14 protein-coding genes, 1 tRNA gene and 1 pseudogene are annotated in these 17,431 nt (G+C 71.5%); 12 read left to right on the forward strand and 4 right to left on the reverse strand.

Going from position 1 to position 17,431, the window contains the following annotated elements; genetic code table 11:
• Nucleotides 1–69: 69 nt before the first annotated feature.
• The 4 genes from RKD23_RS25245 to RKD23_RS25260 all read left to right on the forward strand — a co-directional run bounded on the left by RKD23_RS25245 (nucleotide 70) and on the right by RKD23_RS25260 (nucleotide 2,266).
• Complete coding sequence (locus RKD23_RS25245; RefSeq protein ID WP_424855741.1) at nucleotides 70–1,539, forward strand: MFS transporter; 1,470 nt, start codon at nucleotides 70–72, stop codon at nucleotides 1,537–1,539.
• A 69-nt stretch (nucleotides 1,540–1,608) separates the two neighbouring features.
• Nucleotides 1,609–1,785: a hypothetical protein gene (locus RKD23_RS25250; protein ID WP_424855742.1), complete on the forward strand. Its 177-nt coding sequence runs from the start codon at nucleotides 1,609–1,611 to the stop codon at nucleotides 1,783–1,785.
• A gap of 3 nt (nucleotides 1,786–1,788) precedes the next feature.
• Nucleotides 1,789–2,022 (forward strand): hypothetical protein, encoded by a 234-nt coding sequence (locus tag RKD23_RS25255; RefSeq protein ID WP_003976229.1) that lies wholly within the window; start codon nucleotides 1,789–1,791, stop codon nucleotides 2,020–2,022.
• Between the two features lie 171 nt (nucleotides 2,023–2,193).
• Nucleotides 2,194–2,266 (forward strand) — tRNA-Ala (locus RKD23_RS25260).
• A gap of 58 nt (nucleotides 2,267–2,324) precedes the next feature.
• Here the strand turns inward: RKD23_RS25260 and RKD23_RS25265 are convergent.
• A complete protein-coding gene (locus RKD23_RS25265) occupies nucleotides 2,325–3,935 on the reverse strand; it encodes an NADH-ubiquinone oxidoreductase-F iron-sulfur binding region domain-containing protein (protein ID WP_404035431.1) in 1,611 nt (536 codons plus the stop codon).
• A complete protein-coding gene (locus RKD23_RS25270; RefSeq protein WP_424855743.1) occupies nucleotides 3,932–5,248 on the reverse strand; it encodes a cytochrome b/b6 domain-containing protein in 1,317 nt (438 codons plus the stop codon). Before RKD23_RS25270 ends, RKD23_RS25265 begins: the two co-directional genes overlap by 4 nt.
• A gap of 387 nt (nucleotides 5,249–5,635) precedes the next feature.
• On the opposite strand from RKD23_RS25270, the gene leuS reads away from it, so the two are divergent.
• The 5 genes and pseudogenes from leuS (at nucleotide 5,636) to RKD23_RS25295 (ending at nucleotide 14,288) form a co-directional block, all read left to right on the forward strand.
• Nucleotides 5,636–8,518: a leucine--tRNA ligase gene (gene leuS, locus RKD23_RS25275; protein ID WP_424855744.1), complete on the forward strand. Its 2,883-nt coding sequence runs from the start codon at nucleotides 5,636–5,638 to the stop codon at nucleotides 8,516–8,518.
• A 251-nt stretch (nucleotides 8,519–8,769) separates the two neighbouring features.
• Nucleotides 8,770–9,504: a hypothetical protein gene (locus RKD23_RS25280; protein WP_424855745.1), complete on the forward strand. Its 735-nt coding sequence runs from the start codon at nucleotides 8,770–8,772 to the stop codon at nucleotides 9,502–9,504.
• A gap of 71 nt (nucleotides 9,505–9,575) precedes the next feature.
• Nucleotides 9,576–10,421: a DegV family protein gene (locus RKD23_RS25285; RefSeq protein ID WP_404035420.1), complete on the forward strand. Its 846-nt coding sequence runs from the start codon at nucleotides 9,576–9,578 to the stop codon at nucleotides 10,419–10,421.
• A 162-nt stretch (nucleotides 10,422–10,583) separates the two neighbouring features.
• The gene (locus tag RKD23_RS25290) at nucleotides 10,584–11,663 is read left to right on the forward strand and encodes a helix-hairpin-helix domain-containing protein (RefSeq protein WP_424855746.1); all 1,080 of its coding nucleotides are present in this window, start codon (nucleotides 10,584–10,586) and stop codon (nucleotides 11,661–11,663) included.
• Nucleotides 11,660–14,288, forward strand: a pseudogene (locus RKD23_RS25295) (ComEC/Rec2 family competence protein). Before RKD23_RS25290 ends, RKD23_RS25295 begins: the two are co-directional and overlap by 4 nt.
• A gap of 36 nt (nucleotides 14,289–14,324) precedes the next feature.
• Here RKD23_RS25295 and RKD23_RS25300 read toward each other — a convergent pair.
• Nucleotides 14,325–14,495 carry a hypothetical protein gene (locus RKD23_RS25300; RefSeq protein WP_424855747.1) on the reverse strand — a complete coding sequence of 57 codons (171 nt, stop codon included), beginning with the start codon at nucleotides 14,493–14,495 and terminating at the stop codon, nucleotides 14,325–14,327.
• On the opposite strand from RKD23_RS25300, the gene RKD23_RS25305 reads away from it, so the two are divergent.
• From RKD23_RS25305 to RKD23_RS25315, 3 genes are all read left to right on the forward strand, one after another.
• Nucleotides 14,478–14,723: a hypothetical protein gene (locus RKD23_RS25305; RefSeq protein ID WP_424855748.1), complete on the forward strand. Its 246-nt coding sequence runs from the start codon at nucleotides 14,478–14,480 to the stop codon at nucleotides 14,721–14,723. The genes RKD23_RS25300 and RKD23_RS25305 overlap by 18 nt on opposite strands.
• 579 nt (nucleotides 14,724–15,302) lie before the next feature.
• Nucleotides 15,303–16,289, forward strand: coding sequence for a DNA polymerase III subunit delta (gene holA, locus RKD23_RS25310; RefSeq protein WP_424855749.1), 987 nt, complete (start codon nucleotides 15,303–15,305; stop codon nucleotides 16,287–16,289).
• Between the two features lie 129 nt (nucleotides 16,290–16,418).
• Nucleotides 16,419–16,814: a nuclear transport factor 2 family protein gene (locus RKD23_RS25315; RefSeq protein WP_424855750.1), complete on the forward strand. Its 396-nt coding sequence runs from the start codon at nucleotides 16,419–16,421 to the stop codon at nucleotides 16,812–16,814.
• Between the two features lie 254 nt (nucleotides 16,815–17,068).
• Here RKD23_RS25315 and rpsT read toward each other — a convergent pair whose 3' ends face one another.
• Nucleotides 17,069–17,335, reverse strand: a complete 267-nt coding sequence (gene rpsT / locus RKD23_RS25320) for a 30S ribosomal protein S20 (protein ID WP_007503526.1) — start codon at nucleotides 17,333–17,335, stop codon at nucleotides 17,069–17,071.
• Between the last annotated feature and the right edge of the window lie 96 nt (nucleotides 17,336–17,431).

A 17,431-nucleotide genomic window follows, 5' to 3' on the forward strand; every position in this document is an offset into this window, starting at 1 on the left:
CCAGGTGCTGCCAGTACCAGCATCGGCGGGCTCTCGGCACCCGTACCGGAGGGCCGTCAGGCTCCAGGCATGACGACGACTCCTCGTACGGGCCCGCCTGTGGCGCCCGTCTCAAGTCCTGTGGCCAGTAAAGCGCCTGGCACTGACAACGGGCCCCGGCCGCTGCTCGCGGTGGTGCTCGCGGCCATGTTCATGGCCCTGCTCGACGTCTTCATCGTGAACGTCGCGGCCCCGACGGTGGGTTCCGACCTGGACGCCTCGGGCGCCGAACTTCAGCTGGTGATCGCCGGCTACACCATCGCGTACTCCGTGCTGCTCATCACCGGCGCCCGGCTCGGTGACCGGCTGGGCCACGGCCGGGTCCACCTGGCGGGACTCGCGCTGTTCACGGCCGCCTCGCTCGCCTGCGGCCTGGCGCAGGGGGTCGGTCAGCTGATCGTGTTCCGGCTCGTGCAGGGCGCCGGGTCGGCGCTGATGATCCCGCAGGTGCTCAGCCTGATCCAGCGCACCTTCACCGGCGAGGCCCGGGTGCGGGCGCTCGGCGCCTACTCGGCCGTCCTCGCGGTCGGCGCGGCGTCCGGCCAGATCGTCGGTGGCGTCCTGGTCAGCGCCGACCTGTTCGGCACCGGCTGGCGGCCGGTGTTCCTGGTGAACGTGCCGGTGGGCATCGCCCTGATGGTCATCGGCCGACGCGTCCTGCCACGTGGCGGGGCACCGGCCGCGGAGCGGGCGCGCCCGTTCGACGTGCCCGGACTGCTGCTGCTCGGAGCGGCGGTGTCGCTGTTCACGGTGCCGCTGGTGCTCGGTCAGGAGCTGGACTGGCCGTGGTGGTCCTGGCTGTCGCTCGGTGCCGCGGTGGTGGTGTTCGCGCTGTTCTGCGGCTACGAGGCACGGCTCGCCCGGCGTGGTGGCGCCCCGCTGATCGCGCCCCGGGTGCTGCGTCATCAGGGCATGGCCCTGGCCGTCGTACGGATTCTGGCGGTGATGGCCGTCAACGCCGGGTTCCTGTTCACCCTCACGCTGCATCTGCAGGGCGGCCTCGGTCAGAGCGCGCTGCGGGCCGGGCTGACCTTCGCGCCGACCGCCGCCGTGTTCGGCGTGGTCGGGCTGACCTGGAGCAAGTGGCCCGCCTCCTGGCGGCGGGTGCTCATCCCGGCGGGATTCGTGCTCACCGCGCTGTCGCTGGCCGGGGCCGGCTGGGCGCTCAAGGGCGGCGGCGACGGGGGAGTGGCGGTGTTCGTGGCGTACGGCGCCGTGGGCGTGGGGCTCGCCCTCGCCTACAGTCCGACTCTGACCCGGGCGCTGGCCACGGTGCGGCCGGATGACGCCGCGGACGCCAGCGGACTGCTGGCGACGGTGACCCAGCTGGGGCAGCTCGTCGGGGTCGCGGCCTTCGGCACACTGTTCCTCAACCGGCTTGAGTCACTCGGCGCCCCGGGGGCGTATACCTCTGCGCAGGCGCTGTGGGTGTGCATGTGTGCGCTGGCCGGGACGGCGGTGGTGGGTGCTGTGGCCGGACTGGTACCACGGCGTCGCTGACCGTATTGGTCCGGCCGTGGCAGAATCAAACGGCCGGAAGGGGGCGCGGCCCGACGGGAGGGAGTAGCGATGCCTGCGAGCATCCTCGAGGAGGTCGGCCACCTCCTCGGCGAAGCGGCGTTGATACGGAACACGGCCACCCGGCTCAGCTGCCCTTCCTGCGGTTCCGCGCATGTCGCCCAAGTGCTCGGCGACAACGGCGGGATCTCCTACGTGTGCACGGCCTGCGGCCACAGCTGGAGCTGATCGATGGGTGCACACAGGCGGAAGTGCGACTGGTGCGGCAGCGGTACGCCGATCGTCCGCGACATGGAACCGGTGAATCCCGACTACCAGTACTGGTGCGAGGAATGCGCGCGGGCGCTGATCATAAAAGGCGACCCGATCGAGACCTACCGCGAGCTGGAGGGCGAGCCGATCTACGGGCGGCTCCTGGAGGAGCACTGCACCCTCAAGCGGTTCTACTCGTTCGTCACGGCCTGACGCCGGGACCTGCCGGTTCCGCGTCGGGCCGCTTGCGTCGGATCGGACATTCCCCGACCTAGCGGTGCAGAGCGGAAACGATTTGGTGTTCCACCGGGGGGACCGTGTAATGTTCTCTGTGTCGCCGCGAGGGGGCCCGAAAGGGAAAACGAAGCGGATGACACACCGCAAGGGGCTATAGCTCAGTTGGTAGAGCGCCTGCATGGCATGCAGGAGGTCAGGAGTTCAATTCTCCTTAGCTCCACAGACAAGATCCCGCCGGACCGATCGGTCCGGCGGGATCTTTCGTTTCCCTACGGTGCTCAGCGCCCGAGCGCCCGCCGGCCGCGGCCCTGCGACAGCACCGGCAGCGTGTTGCGGGCCGGCTGCACGCGCGTGTCCTCCTCGAGGCGCAGCGCCAGCGCCGGACAGCGCCGTACCGCGCGCAGCGCCTTCGCCTCGGCGTAGCGGGGCACCGAGGCCTGGGCGACCGTCGGGAAGCCGTCCGCGCCCAGCTCGAAGACCTCCGGCAGGATGTCCGCGCACAGGCCGTGGCCCCGGCACAGCGTCCAGTCGACGTAGATCTTCTGACGGCTGGGGCCGTTCTCCTGGGCCTCGCCGCCGCCGGGGATGCCCGTGGGGGCCCTGCCGCCCTCGAAGAGTGGCAGAACGCCCTGTACGGGCCTTCCGCAGCCGTTCCCGAGGACGTGCGCCGCGAGGTCGTCGGTGAACGCCTTGATGGTCGACTCCAGGAACATCGCCGAGCCGTCCGGGTGCGAGCACGCCCCGCGCCGCTTCACGTTCCTTGCGACCTGCTTCAGCGCCTCCAGCGCGGCCGGGCCGCCACCGTTGAGGATGTCCTCCATCCCGCGCGCGGCCGCGGGCAGTCCGAGGTAGCAGGGGCCGCACTGGCCGGCGCTCTCCTCCGCCAGCCACTGCGCCACCCGCAGCGACTCGCCCAGCGGGCAGGTCTCCTGACCGATCGGCAGGATCGCGCCGGCACCCAGCGAACCGCCCACCGCGTCCAGGGAGTTGCGGGAGACGATCGCCTCGTTCACGGTCGCTGCGTCGATCCACTTGCCGTGGTAGCCGCCGGTCAGCACGCCCTGCGGCATCGGCGGGGCGCCTGCCAGCTGCAGGACGTAGCGCAGCGGCACGCCCGTGGGGACCTCGATGACCATCGGCCGGGCGACCGCGCCGGAGACCGTCAGCATGACGGTGCCCGGTTCGTCGTACAGGCCCGTGTTGCCGTACCGCTCCGGGCCGATCCGGGCGGCGATGGCCAGCTGGGCGAACGTCTCCGCGTTCGACAGCAGGGTCGGCGCTCCGCCGACCCCGCTCTGCGAGGCGCTGATCTTGCGGCCCGGCGGGATCGCCGGGCCGCCGTCGATGGAACGGATCAGCGAGGCCGCGGCACCGGTGACCATGCGCACCGGATTGCGCTGCACACGCGCGCGTAGCGCCGATCTTCGCCCGTTGCTCAGGCCGCGCTCGGCGAGCGCGGCCTCCATCGAGCGCTGGGTGGACTCCCGCGTCACCCCGACGACGAGCGTGCGGGCGCCGAGCGCCTCGGCACACAGCAGCGCGCCGTCGAGGATCAGATGCGGGGCACGGTTGATCAGCACCGTGTCCTTGCGGCAGGCCGGTTCGTCCTCACTGCCGTTGATCACGACGACCGGCCGTACGCCGCGGCGGATCGCCGACTCGGCGACCGACCGCAGTTTCTTGTGGAAGGGGAAGCCCGCACCTCCGCGGCCCCTGAGGTTGATGCGTTCGGCGAGCTGGGCGAGCTGCTCGCCGGCCATCGGCTCGAGCGGCCCGTGCACCTTCAGATGCATGGGCAGGTCGAGCCGTTCGACAAGGTCGAAGCCAGACGTGAGCTGCGGAAGTCCGACGACGCGGACTTCCGGGACGTCGGGCAGGGCCTCGTTCACTTAAAGCCTCCGGAAGGCGTGTTCCAAGGTTCGCCCGAACCCGGTGCCTCGTAGTCGTAGTCGTAGTCGTAGGAGGCACCGGGGAATGGTTCAGTGGCGGGACCGCTGTTGTACGTGTCACTCGGGTTGTACGTGCCATAGAGGGTGTTCGACTCAGCGGTGTCGTACACGTCACTCGAACCGTAGGTTTCGGTGCCCGAATTGCCATAAGCGGGGACGGTGTATCCCGTGTCCGCGAGCGGGTCGTATGCCGACGGCGGGGCCTCGCCGACCGGCGGCGGCGACGGGATCGGCCAGGCGCCGGAGGCCGACGAGCCGCTGTCCGTGAGCGGCAGGGACTGGGTGCTCTGGAAATCGGGCAGGTCCATCCGCGCGGTCTCGTCGGCCGTGAACGGCTGTCCCGCGCGGGGGCGCCGCGACACCGCGCGGTAGGCGGCCGCGAAGCCGCCCGCGCGCTCGGCGGGAGCCTCGTAGGCCCGGGAAGCCGTCCGCTGGTCGAAGCCCGCCCGGCGACCGGCCCGGCGACCCGCGCGGTGGCCCGCTCCGGCCTCCCTGCCGTATCCGGGCAGCGCGGAGACCTCCGTCCGGTCGCGGTCGCCCGCCGGCTCCTCGCGGCCCGGCCCGTCCTGTGTGCCGAGCAGCGCGGTGATCCGGTCGGCGACCTTGCGCTTGACCGGGCGAGGGGCGGAACGCAGCGCCAGGGCGGCGATCACGGCCACCAGGGACAGGCCGTAGAGGACGACGAAGACCGGCTTCGCCTCGCGGCCGGCGTACAGACCGTGGAGCAGGGCGGCGCACCAGGCCGGGTACGCGAGCATGTGCATGGCGCGCCAGCGGGCGGCGACCGGGGCGGGGGAGGCGAAGGCGCCACGCAGGGCGCCGGTGATGCCCACGAAGATCATCAGCAGTCCGGCCAGGCTGCCCAGGCCGATCAGCCCCGCGCTGCCGGTGACGCCGAGCGCGAAGGGGATCACCGCGGCGACCAGTTCCACATGGTCGAGGGCGATCTTGGTGGTGATGTGCAGCAACAGGAACGCGATCGAGGCGACCGCGGTGGTCCGGTGCACCGCCTGGCCGATGATCCGCTGGCGTGTGTTCAGGAAGATCCGGTCCTGGGCGACCAGCCCCCAGATGACCGAGCAGCTCAGCGACACCAGGCACAGGACGCCGGCGCCGAAATTGAGGAAGTCCCGGAAGGCGTCACCTCCGACCAGCACGACCAGGGGTATGAGGATCAGAGCGGCAGCCGTCACCGCCCCATAGGCCGAGCGGCCGGGTTGGGGGAGCGAGGGGGACTTACGTCGAGGGTTCATGGGGGCAACTCCGAGCGGTTCGGGAAAGCGGTCCCGCTGCCGCACTCTAGGTCGCGCCATACCGGTGGGTACGAGGTTTGAGTTATTGCGTTGTTATCAAATGACAATGGGCTTGTTGTGATGCCCTTTAGTGGCTGTTACGCGAAGTAACCATTGACTCTTGTTCAGCGCCTGCCGTGGAAGGCCGTCGCGGGCCGCTCGACCGCTGCGGTACCCTGACGCCATGCGTGCCGTACGCCTTCTGCTTAGCGAGCCGCGCTGATCAGTCCCGGCCACGGGTGAACGGAGTGGCCGGAATCGGCGCGGCGTCCCCTCCTGTGCGAGGGGATTTTTCGTTTCCCGAGTGACACGCCGCTGGCAGAGACGATCGATGGAGCTTTGAGGATCATGAGCGAGACGAACCCCGCTGCCGCCACTGGCATGTCGGCGGATGCCGCGCCGCACCGCTACACGGCCGCCGTGGCCGCTGAGATCGAGGCACGCTGGCAGGACTTCTGGGACGCCGACGGCACCTACGAGGCGCCCAACCCGAGCGGTGACCTGGCGGGTGACCCCGAGCTGGCCGCCAAGCCCAAGAAGTTCATCATGGACATGTTCCCGTACCCCTCCGGTGCGGGCCTGCACGTGGGCCACCCCCTGGGCTACATCGCCACCGACGTCACCGCCCGCTTCCAGCGGATGACCGGCCACAACGTCCTGCACACCCTGGGCTTCGACGCCTTCGGCCTGCCCGCCGAGCAGCACGCCGTCCAGACCGGCGAGCACCCTCGGATCACCACCGAGGCGGCCATCAACAACATGAAGTCCCAGCTGCGCCGGCTGGGCCTGGGCCACGACAAGCGCCGGTCGTTCGCCACGATCGACCCGGACTACTACAAGTGGACCCAGTGGATCTTCCTGCAGATCTTCAACTCCTGGTACGACGACGAGGCCAAGAAGGCCCGCCCGATCTCCGAGCTGATCGCCCGGTTCGAGTCCGGTGAGCGCGCCGTACCCGGCCACACGCGCGCGTGGAGCGAGCTGACCGAGGCCGAGCGCGCCGACGTCCTGGGCGAGTTCCGCCTGGCCTACGCCTCCGACTCGCCGGTCAACTGGTGCCCCGGCCTGGGCACCGTACTGGCCAACGAGGAAGTCACCGCCGACGGCCGCTCCGAGCGCGGCAACTACCCCGTGTTCAAGGCCAAGCTGCGCCAGTGGAACATGCGCATCACCGCCTACGCGGACAGGCTGCTGGACGACCTGGAAGAGCTGGACTGGCCCGAGGCCATCAAGCTGCAGCAGCGCAACTGGATCGGCCGCTCCGAGGGCGCCCGCGTCGACTTCCCGATCGACGGCGAGCGCATCACCGTCTTCACCACCCGCCCCGACACCCTGTTCGGCGCGACCTACATGGTGCTGGCGCCCGAGCACCCGCTGGTCGAGAAGTTCACCCCGGAGGCCTGGCCCGAGGGCACCCACCAGGTGTGGACCGGCGGCCACGCCACCCCGGCCGAGGCCGTCGCCGCGTACCGCGCGCAGGCCGCCTCCAAGTCCGACGTGGAGCGCCAGGCCGAGGCCAAGGACAAGACCGGCGTCTTCATCGGCGCCTACGCCACCAACCCGGTCAACGGCGAGCAGGTCCCGGTCTTCATCGCCGACTACGTCCTGATGGGCTACGGCACCGGCGCGATCATGGCCGTACCGGCCGGCGACCAGCGCGACTTCGAGTTCGCGCGCGCCTTCGAGCTGCCGATCCACTGCATCGTCGAGCCCACCGACGGCCGGGGCACGGACACGTCGACGTGGGAGGACGCCTTCGCCTCGTACGACGCGAAGATCATCAACTCCTCCAACGACGAGGTCTCCCTGGACGGCCTGGGCGTCGCCGACGCCAAGGCCCGCGTCACGGAGTGGCTGGAGCGCAAGGGCATCGGCGAAGGCACCGTCAACTTCCGCCTGCGCGACTGGCTTTTCAGCCGCCAGCGCTACTGGGGCGAGCCCTTCCCGATCGTCTACGACGAGGACGGCGTCGCCCACGCGCTGCCGGAGTCGATGCTGCCGCTGGAGCTGCCCGAGGTCGAGGACTACTCCCCGCGCACCTTCGACCCGGACGACGCCGACACCAAGCCCGAGACGCCGCTGTCGCGCAACGAGGACTGGGTCAACGTCACCCTGGACCTGGGCGACGGACCGAAGAAGTACCGGCGCGAGACCAACACCATGCCCAACTGGGCCGGTTCCTGCTGGTACGAGTTCCGTTACCTGGACCCGCACAACGACCAGAAGCTGGTCGACCCGGCGATCGAGCAGTACTGGATGGGCCCGCGCGAGGGCCAGCCGCACGGCGGCGTCGACCTGTACGTCGGTGGCGCCGAGCACGCCGTCCTGCACCTGCTGTACGCGCGCTTCTGGTCGAAGGTCCTGTTCGACCTGGGTCACGTCTCCTCGGCCGAGCCGTTCCACAAGCTGTTCAACCAGGGCATGATCCAGGCCTACGTCTACCGCGACAGCCGGGGCATCGCCGTGCCGGCCGCCGAGGTGGAGGAGCGCGACGGCGCGTTCTACTACCAGGGCGAGAAGGTCTCCCGCCTGCTGGGCAAGATGGGCAAGTCCCTGAAGAACGCCGTCACTCCGGAGGCGATCTGCGCCGAGTACGGCGCGGACACGCTGCGCCTGTACGAGATGGCGATGGGCCCGCTGGACGTCTCCCGCCCCTGGGACACGCGTGCGGTGGTCGGCCAGTTCCGTCTGCTGCAGCGGCTGTGGCGCAACATCGTCGACGAGACGACCGGCGAGGCCACCGTCGTCGACGCCGAGCCCGACGAGGACACGCTGCGTGCCCTGCACAAGGCGATCGACGGCGTGCGCGGCGACCTGGAGGGCATGCGCTTCAACACCGCCATCGCCAAGATCACCGAGCTGAACAACCACCTGACCAAGACCGGCGGAGTCGTGCCGCGGTCCGTGGCCGAGTCGCTGGTGCTGCTGATCGCGCCGCTGGCCCCGCACATCGCCGAGGAACTGTGGCGCAAGCTGGGCCACGGGGACTCGGTCGTGCACCAGGACTACCCGGTGGCCGACCCGGCGTACGTCGTCGACGAGACCGTCACCTGTGTCATCCAGGTCAAGGGCAAGGTCAAGGCCCGCCTGGAGGTGCCGCCGGCCATCTCCGAGGAGGAGCTGGAGAAGGTGGCCCTGGCCGACGAGAAGGTCGTCGCCGCGCTGGGTGGTGCGGGGATCCGCAAGGTGATCGTGCGGGCGCCGAAGCTGGTGAACATCGTTACGGCGTAGGCGTCGGTCTTACTGGGCTGGGGCTGTGGCTGGGGATAGGGCTGGTGTCGGGGTCGGCGTTTCCGGCGCCGGCCTGACCTGGCCCGGCCTTTGGCTCTCGGTCACCGAGGTCGGCACGGGTGCCGGTCGGCGACTCGGGGTAGTCCCCTACGGGCAGGTTCGGGGTTCTTCTGGAACTCCGGGCCTGCCTGTTGCGTTTACGGTTTAAGTGCGGCGCGGAGCGTGCCGCGGCAGTGCGGAGGAGGAGCGTCGTGGAAGCAGTGGTCGCAGTGGTCGTCCTGCTCTTCGCGTTGCTCCTCGCAGGGGCCGCCTACGCCACGGTGAAGGCGGTGGGTGCCGCCAAGCGCGGCGTGGACCGCACCCTCACCCAGGCCCGCCGCACCGTCGAGGACCACACCCTGCGGGCCAAGTCCTTCGCCCAGCCGGGCCCGGCGGGCGAGATCGCCCAACTACGGCTGTCCCTGCGCACCTCGATGCGTGCCACGCAGGACGCGCTGCACGCGGGCGTGGCCGAGGACGAGTCGCTGAAGGAGTCCCTCGGCCTCTTCCAGCGCCTCAGCGCCCACGGCCACGAGCTGGACGCCGAGCTGCGGCGCCTGGAGTCGGAGCCGGACCGGGCCGCGCTCGTCGAGCGGCTGCCCGCACTGCGCGAACGCACCGAGCGCATCACACGCTCGGCGGACTCCCTGCGCTGGGCCGCCCGTGACCGGGCCCGCCGGTTCGCCGACGACGACCTGGACTCCCTGAGCACACAGATCGACCTGGAGGCGGGTGCCCTGCGGCACTGGACGACCACCGACTCCGCCACACCGCCGCCGTCGTGGCCCGAGGCGCCGAGCGCCGACACCGCGTCGGCCGGACAGACCTCGCCGGGACCCGCGCAGCGACGACCGGCCGAGGAACCGGCACGGCAGGCCATCACCCCGCCCGGGCAGCGTCCCGCCTACCCGTGGCAGAAGAAGCCCCGACCTGAAAGCACCACCTGAGGCGCTGCTGAACTCCCAGGTGAGCGGGGCCGGGCTGCCGCGCGGGCGCTACGCCAGGTAACCTCCAGCTCATGTCCCGCCATGTCGCGATCGTCACGGATTCCACGGCCTACCTGCCGCAGCGGACGATGGAGCGCCACGGCATCACCGCGGTACCGCTGACCGTGGTGCTCGGCGACCAGGCACTCGAAGAGGGCACCGAGATCTCCACCCGGTCGCTGGCCCAGGCACTGCAGAAACGACGCCCCGTCACCACCTCGCGCCCCAGCCCCGAGCTCTTCGCGCAGCACTACCGCAAGGTCGCCGAGTCCGGCGCCACTGGCATCGTCTCGCTGCATCTGTCCGCGGAACTGTCCGGCACCTACGACGCGGCGGTCCTCGCGGCCCGCGAGGCGCCCGTTCCGGTGCGGGTGGTCGACACCGGCATGGTCGCGATGGCGCTCGGCTTCTGCGCGGTCACCGCGGCCGAGACCGCCGAGTCGGGCGGCACGGTGGACGACGCCGTCACCGCCGCGGAGAAACGAGCCGCCGGCACCTGCGCCTACTTCTACGTCGACACCCTCGACTTCCTGCGCCGCGGCGGCCGGATCGGTGCCGCGCAGGCGCTCTTCGGCTCCGCGCTCGCCGTGAAGCCGCTGCTCCAGCTCGAGGACGGCCGGATCGGCCCGCTGGAGAAGGTCCGTACGGCGTCCAGGGCCATCGCCCGCCTGGAGGAGCTGGTCGTCGACCGGGCAGGAGGCGCACAGGTCGATATCGCGGTCCACCATCTGGCCGCTCCCGACCGGGCCGGTGCGCTGGCGGACCGTCTGCGTGAGCGGGTGCCAGGGCTGGCGGATCTGCATGTCAGTGAGGTCGGAGCGGTGATCGGGGCGCACACGGGTCCTGGGCTGCTCGGGGTCGTGGTCTCGGCGCGTTGAGAGACAGCGGGGACACGACCGTCGGTCGTTGCCGTTGCCGTTGCCGTTCGGTGAGGGAGTGGACCCACTCGTTCGGGTGACGGAGTTATCCACAACTGTGCGGCGATCCACGGAACTTGAGCGGGAGCGTCGTGGGGCCTCGATCTGCGTGATCCTCGTGGCATGGCACTTCGATCACATCCACGTACGCCGTCCGCGACGAGTGGGCCCGGCCGGGCCCCGTCCTCCGACGGCCGCATCCGACACCGTCACCGCCGTCGGCCCGTCCGGGCCCGGCATGGTCACCACCGGACTGCCGATGAACTGCGACGCCGCGCGGAGGCGCTGTTCGTGGAGTCGCCGCCCGTGCCGCGGAGGGAGGCGGGGGCCGGACCACCACGGGTGGTGGAACGGGGCTCGCCGCCGACGTGGCGAGAGGAGGTCGAGTCGGCGCCCGGCGGGGTGAGTGAACGGGAGCCGGCCGAAGCCGTTCCGGTCGGCGGTGGTGACAGCCACGACTTACGGGGGCGGGTCGGTCTCGCTCTGCGGGAGCGGATGCCGGTGTGGCTGCAGGCCAGGTGCGGGCTGGAGCGGCGCAGCGTGGCCGCGCTCGCGGTGGTGCTGGTCGTGGCCGGGGGCCTCGCGGTGACGCACTTCTGGAGCGGCCGTACCCAGCCGGTGCAGGCGCCCGAGATCGTGCGCGCGGCCGGTTCGTACGAGGAGCAGCAGGCGGGGGATGCCGCCGCGCCCAGCTCTCCGCCGGTCAGCGCGCCGGTAGGGGGGCCTGGTGGGGCGGCGTCGGCCGAGATCGTCGTGGACGTCAGCGGCAAGGTCCGCGAACCGGGTATCCACCGGCTGCCGGCCGGGTCGCGGGTCGCGGACGCGTTGCGGGCCGCGGGAGGGGTGCGGCCCGGCACGAACGTCGACGGACTCAATCGCGCGCGGTTCCTGGTGGACGGGGAGCAGGTGATCGTCGGCGGCCCAGCCGTGGCAGGCACCGGAACCGGCACCGGCACCGGTGGAGCCGTCGGCGGTGTGCCACCAGGTCTCGGGGCGCCCGCCGGGCCCATGGCGCCGGTCTTCCTCAGCACGGCCACGGTCGAGCAGTTGGACGGTCTGCCTGGGGTGGGTCCGGTGCTCGCCCAGCACATCATCGACTACCGCACCCAGCACGGCGGTTTCCGCTCGGTCGACGAGTTGCGGGAGGTCAACGGCATCGGTGAACGCCGCTTCGCCGATCTGCGCGACCTGGTGCGGCCATGAGCACGGGGGCTCCGGACGCTCTGGCCTCCGGTGTACGCCGGGCGGTGCACAGCGCGTCCGGCAGTCGCCTGGGAGACGCTCACCCTCGGCAGGAGGCACCGGCCGATCTGAGGCTCGTCCCACCGGCGGTGGCGGCCTGGGCGACGGCCGCTGTCACGCTCGGCGCGCCGCCGAGGTGGGTCACCGGCGTGGCGATCGGCTGCCTGGCCGTGGCTGGGGTGCTGCTCTGGAAGTGGAGGCAGGGGGTTCGCGGTGGCCGGGGTTCCGGTCGGCGCGGGTGGCCGCTCGGCGCGGTGGCGGCTGTCCTGCTCTGTGTCGCCGCGGCCGCTGTCTCGGCGGGGCTGCACGGGGCCGACCTGCGGCGCGGGCCCGTGCCGGGGCTGGTGCGACAGTTCGCCACGGTGACGGCGGAGGTCGAGGTCACGTCCGATCCACGGCTCTCCAGACCCCGGGTCAGGGGGAACCGCATGGCGCCGGGTGTCGTGCTGATCCAGGCGGAGGTGCGCCGGGTCGTGGCGCCGGACGGGGCGGAGTCGGTGACGCGGACGCCCGTGCTGTTGATGGTCGACGCGCACAAGCGTGAGGGCGGGCCGCCCTCGGCGGCGAGTGCGGTGTCGTCGCCGTGGCTCGACGTGCTGCCTTCGACGCGGCTTCGGGTGACCGGGCGGCTGGCACCGGCGGTCGTGGGCGGTGATCGGATCGCGGGTGTGCTGCGGGTGCGCGGGTCGGGGGCGCCGGAGGTGACGGGTCAGCCGTCGGGGGCGCAGCGTCTCGCGGGTCGGCTGCGGGAGGGCTTGCGCGAGGCGACCGAGGGGCTTCCGGCGGATGCGCGGGCGTTGCTGCCCGGGCTGGTCGTCGGGGACACCTCGCGGATCACGCCGGAGCTGGACGAGGCGTTCAAGGAGACCGACCTGGCGCATCTGCTGGCGGTGTCGGGGAGCAACCTCACGATCGTGCTGGCCCTGCTGCTCGGCCCGCCGGGTCTGGCGCAGCGGGTCGAGCGCCGTGGGCTCGCGCCGCGCCTGGGGATCTCGCTGCGCACGACGGCGGTGCTGGGCGGGGTGCTGACGCTGGGGTTCGTGGTGGTGTGCCGGCCGGACCCGAGTGTGCTGCGGGCCGCCGCCTGCGGGTCGGTCGCGCTGCTGGCGCTGGTCACCGGACGCCGCAGATCGCTGATCCCGGCGTTGGCGACGGCTGTGCTGCTGCTGGTGCTGTACGACCCTTGGCTGGCGCGCAGTTACGGGTTCCTGCTGTCGGTGCTGGCCACGGGCGCCCTGCTGACGGTGGCGCCGCGCTGGAGCACCGCCTTGCAGAGGCGCGGGGTTCCGCCGCGGGTGGCCGAGGGACTGGCGGCGGCCGGGGCGGCACAGGCTCTGTGTGCGCCGGTCGTCGTGGTGCTGTCGGCGCGGGTCAGTCTGGTGGCGGTGCCGTGCAATCTGTTCGCGGAATTCGCGGTGGCACCGGCCACAGTGCTGGGCTTCGCCGTGCTGGCGGTGGCGCCGGTGGCGATGCCGGTGGCCAAGGTGCTGGCGTGGGTGGCGGGTTGGCCGGTGGGGTGGATCGCGGATGTGGCGCGTGCCGGGGCGGCGCTGCCCGGCGGGGGAATGGACTGGCCGGAAGGCTGGGCGGGGGCGGCGCTGCTCGCGCTCGTCACGGTGGTGGTGCTGGTCGTGGGGAGGCGGTTGCTCGGCCGGCCTTGGCTGTGTGCGGTGTGTGGGGTGCTGCTGTTGCTGGTGGTCGTGCAGCCGCCGCCGTTCGCGAGAGTGATCAAGGGGGGGGTGGCCGCCGCCGGGCTGGCGGCTGGCGATGTGCGACGTCGGGCAGGGCGACGCGCTGGTGCTGGCGGCGGGTGCGGGCAGCGGTGTCGTGGTCGATGCGGGGCCCGATCCGGAACCGGTCGACCGCTGTCTGCGGGCGCTCGGCGTCACCAAGGTGCCTCTGGTGGTGCTCACGCACTTCCACGCCGACCATGTGGCCGGGCTGCCGGGTGTGTTGCGGGGCCGGTCGGTGGGGGAGATCCAGACGACCGGGTTCGAGGAGCCTGTGGAACAGGTGGAGTTCGTGCGCAGAGAGGCGGCCGCGCGGCGCATCCCGGTCACCCGGGCCGTGGCGGGCGAACGCCGACGCACCGGTGATCTGGCGTGGCAGGTGGTGTGGCCGCCACCGCCGGGGCCGCCACCGCCGGGGTCGCCACCGCCGGGGGCGCCGCCGAGTCGGGGCGGTGGCGTGGCTGCGTCGGTGCCGCTGTTGGAGCCCGAGGGGCCGAACGATGCGAGTGTGACGTTGTTCGTGCGGTCGGCGGGGCTGCGGATGCTGTTGCTCGGGGATCTCGAACCGCCTGCGCAGCGGGCGTTGTTGAGGTCGCCTGCGGCTGCTCTGTTCGAGGGGGTGGATGTGCTGAAGGTCGCTCATCATGGTTCGGCGTACCAGGATCCGGACCTCATACGGAGGGTGGCGCCACGGCTGGCGCTCATCTCTGCCGGGGTGGACAACCCGTACGGTCATCCGGCTCCTGGCACGGTCGCCGCGTTGCGGGCCGGGGGTGCGGTGGTGCTGCGGACGGATGCCGGTGGGGCGGTGGCGGTGACCGGTGCGGGGGAGGGGATGCGGGTGGCGCGAGGCTGACCGCGTGCCGACGGTGCGGGGGCTCAGGGTTGCGGGTCAGGTCTCGGGGCGGTGGGGATGGTCCAGGTCGGGGACCTCGTCGACCTTGGGACGCTCGGAGGCCTCGGGGCCCTCGGCGACCTTGGGACCCTCGGCGACCTCGGGACCCTCGGCGACCTCAAGGCGAGGGCCGTGGCGGAAAATGGGGGCGTGAGTGATGTGAGACATGTGCTGGTGCTGCCCGATCGTGATGCCGCGGAGGAGGTGGCGGAGGCGCTGGGGGAGCGGTTCGCCGTCGATGAGGAGCCCCGGCTGCTTCGGGATGCGCTGGCCGGGGAGGACGACGCGGAGGATGCGCAGTGGCTGGTCGTGCTGCGGGACGAAGAGGGGAGGCTCGATCCTCGGGAGCTCGATGAGTTCGCCGGGGAGTGGGACGGGTGGCGTGAGGAGCCGTAGGCCGACCTTCTTGGCGGGTCCTCGGCGTGTTGGCTGAGCCCGGGGCGTGACGCTCGCCCGCGCTGGCGGGGTGCCGCTGCGCCCACCCGTGCCGCCCCAGCGGCACGACTGCCCGCAGCGGGGATGGCCGGGTGTCTGAGCGTGGCCAGGGTGGCGGGCGTCTGCCGTGGCTGGGAGGGGTGCCAGGTGTCTGAGCGTGGCCAGGGTAGCGGGCGTCTGCCGTGGCCGAGAGGGCCACGCACCTGCGCGCGAGGGCGGCATGCCGTCTGCGTGCGGCCGGACGGCCAGGTGTGTGACCGTGGCCGGCTCGGCCGGTGTCTGTCGTAGCCAGGACGGCAACGTGTCTGTGTGGTGAGCGTGGCAAGCCGTCGGCGCGGGGCCAGGACGACCGGGCGTCTGTGCGCGGCCAGCTGGGCGAGTGGCTTTCGTAGCTGGAGGGCAAGGCGCGGTCACCCCGTGGCCTTCGGGGCGTGTCTGCCATACACGGGACGTTGGCCCGGCCCGGCCTCGTCGCCGCCCCCGGCCGGGGCATCAGCGACGGCGGGAGGATTGTCGGTGGGGCGTGACATGCTTGGGGCGATGGCCAGGAAGACTGCGAATGACGACCCTCTTGCCCCGGTGACGCTTGCGGTGGGGCAGGAGGACCTTCTGCTCGACCGTGCGGTGCAGGAGGTGGTGGCTGCTGCGAAGGCCGCGGATGCCGACACGGATGTGCGGGACCTGACGTCGGACCAGTTGCAGCCCGGCACGCTCGCGGAGTTGACGAGTCCGTCGCTGTTCGCGGAGCGGAAGGTCGTGGTGGTGCGCAATGCGCAGGATCTGTCGGCCGACACGATCAAGGATGTGAAGGCGTATCTGTCGGCGCCGGCCGAGGAGATCACGCTGGTGCTGCTGCACGCCGGTGGCGCGAAGGGCAAGGGGCTGCTGGACGCCGCGCGCAAGGTCGGGGCGCGGGAGGTGGCGTGTCCCAAGATGACCAAGCCCGCGGACCGGCTGGCGTTCGTGCGGCAGGAGTTCCGGGCGAAGGGGCGGTCCGCGACACCCGAGGCCTGTCAGGCGCTCGTCGACGCCATCGGCAGTGATCTGCGGGAGCTGGCCTCCGCGGTGGCGCAGTTGGTCGCGGATGTCGAGGGGACGATCGACGAGGCCGTCGTCGGGCGGTACTACACCGGCCGTGCCGAGGCGTCGAGCTTCACGGTCGCCGACCGGGCCGTGGAGGGCAGGGCTGCCGAGGCGCTGGAGGCGCTGCGGTGGTCGTTGTCGACCGGTGTGGCCCCGGTGATGATCACCAGCGCGCTCGCGCAGGGCGTGCGGGCGATCGGGAAGCTGTCCTCGGCCCGGGGAGGCCGCCCCGCCGACCTCGCGCGCGAGCTGGGCATGCCCCCCTGGAAGATCGACCGGGTGCGTCAGCAGATGCGCGGCTGGACCCCCGACGGCGTGTCCGTCGCGCTGCGGGCCGTGGCGGAGGCGGACGCCGGAGTGAAGGGCGGCGGCGACGATCCCGAGTACGCCCTGGAGAAAGCCGTGGTGATCATCGCGCGAGCGGCCCGTTCCCGAGGCCGCTGAGCCGTCCGGGCCGAGCGCCGAGGGGCCCCGCTGTGGAAGTCGGCGGTCCCGCAGGACGACTGCCTCCCCCGGGAGGAAAATCGTGTCTGGCAGCCATCCAACGCCGAACGAGGAGAGGTGGCGGTCGCCATGGCTGAACACCCCCATGCGCAGCTGGTCCGTAAGGGTTATGAGGCGTTCCAGCGCGGGGACATGGACGCGCTGCGGGAGCTGATGACGGCGGACTGTACCCAGCATGTGCCCGGAAGCCACCAGCTCTCAGGTGACTACAAGGGGCAGGACGCGATCATCGGGCTGTACGGCAGGCTCTTCGAGGAGACGGGCGGCAGTCTGCGGATCGAGCTGCAGAAGGTGCTCGTGGACGGGCGCGGGCATGCCGTCGGCGTCCACCACGCGACCGCCCGGCGGGGAGCCAAGCGCATCGAGATGGACGAGTGCCTCCTCTTCCGGATCGTCGGGGACAAGGCCACCGACATCGACCTCTGCGTGGACGACATCGACAAGGACAACGACTTCTGGACCTGACCCCCGCGCAAACGGGACGGACCGGCCGACCGCGCACGGTCCGCGAACCGGCCCGCCCACCGACCGCAAACACCAAAGGCCCCGGCCTCCTCCCGGGGAAGGGAGGAAGACCGGGGCCTCAGGTTCAAGCTGTTCAAGCTCTTGAGCCCGTACCCGCGTGGCGAACGCAGGCCGCGTACAGGCTCGGGGGGCTGGTCGGGGGCGGATGAGAGAGGGCCCGCCCTGGGTCCTTCCAGCGGTCAGATCAGAAAGGGTCAGCCCTTGAGCGCGACGACCTTGGAAGCAAGCGCCGACTTCTTGTTGGCGGCCTGGTTCTTGTGGATGACGCCCTTCGAGACGGCCTTGTCGAGCTGACGCGCAGCGGCGCGCTGGTACTCGGTGGCCTTCTCGACGTCACCCGCGGCAGCGGCCTCGCGGGCCTTGCGGATGGCGGTCTTCAGGGAGGACTTGACGGCCTTGTTGCGCAGCCGAGCCTTCTCGTTGGTCTTGATCCGCTTGATCTGGGACTTGATGTTCGCCACGAATGAGCCTTTTCAGGTTCAGGCACAGAACGAGAAGGGCCGACGGCCCCCGCATCCCGTACCGAGTGATTTCTTGATGACGTGCCTCGCGCTGAG

Source organism: Streptomyces sp. SAI-170, assembly GCF_049739565.1.
GTDB lineage: Bacteria > Actinomycetota > Actinomycetes > Streptomycetales > Streptomycetaceae > Streptomyces.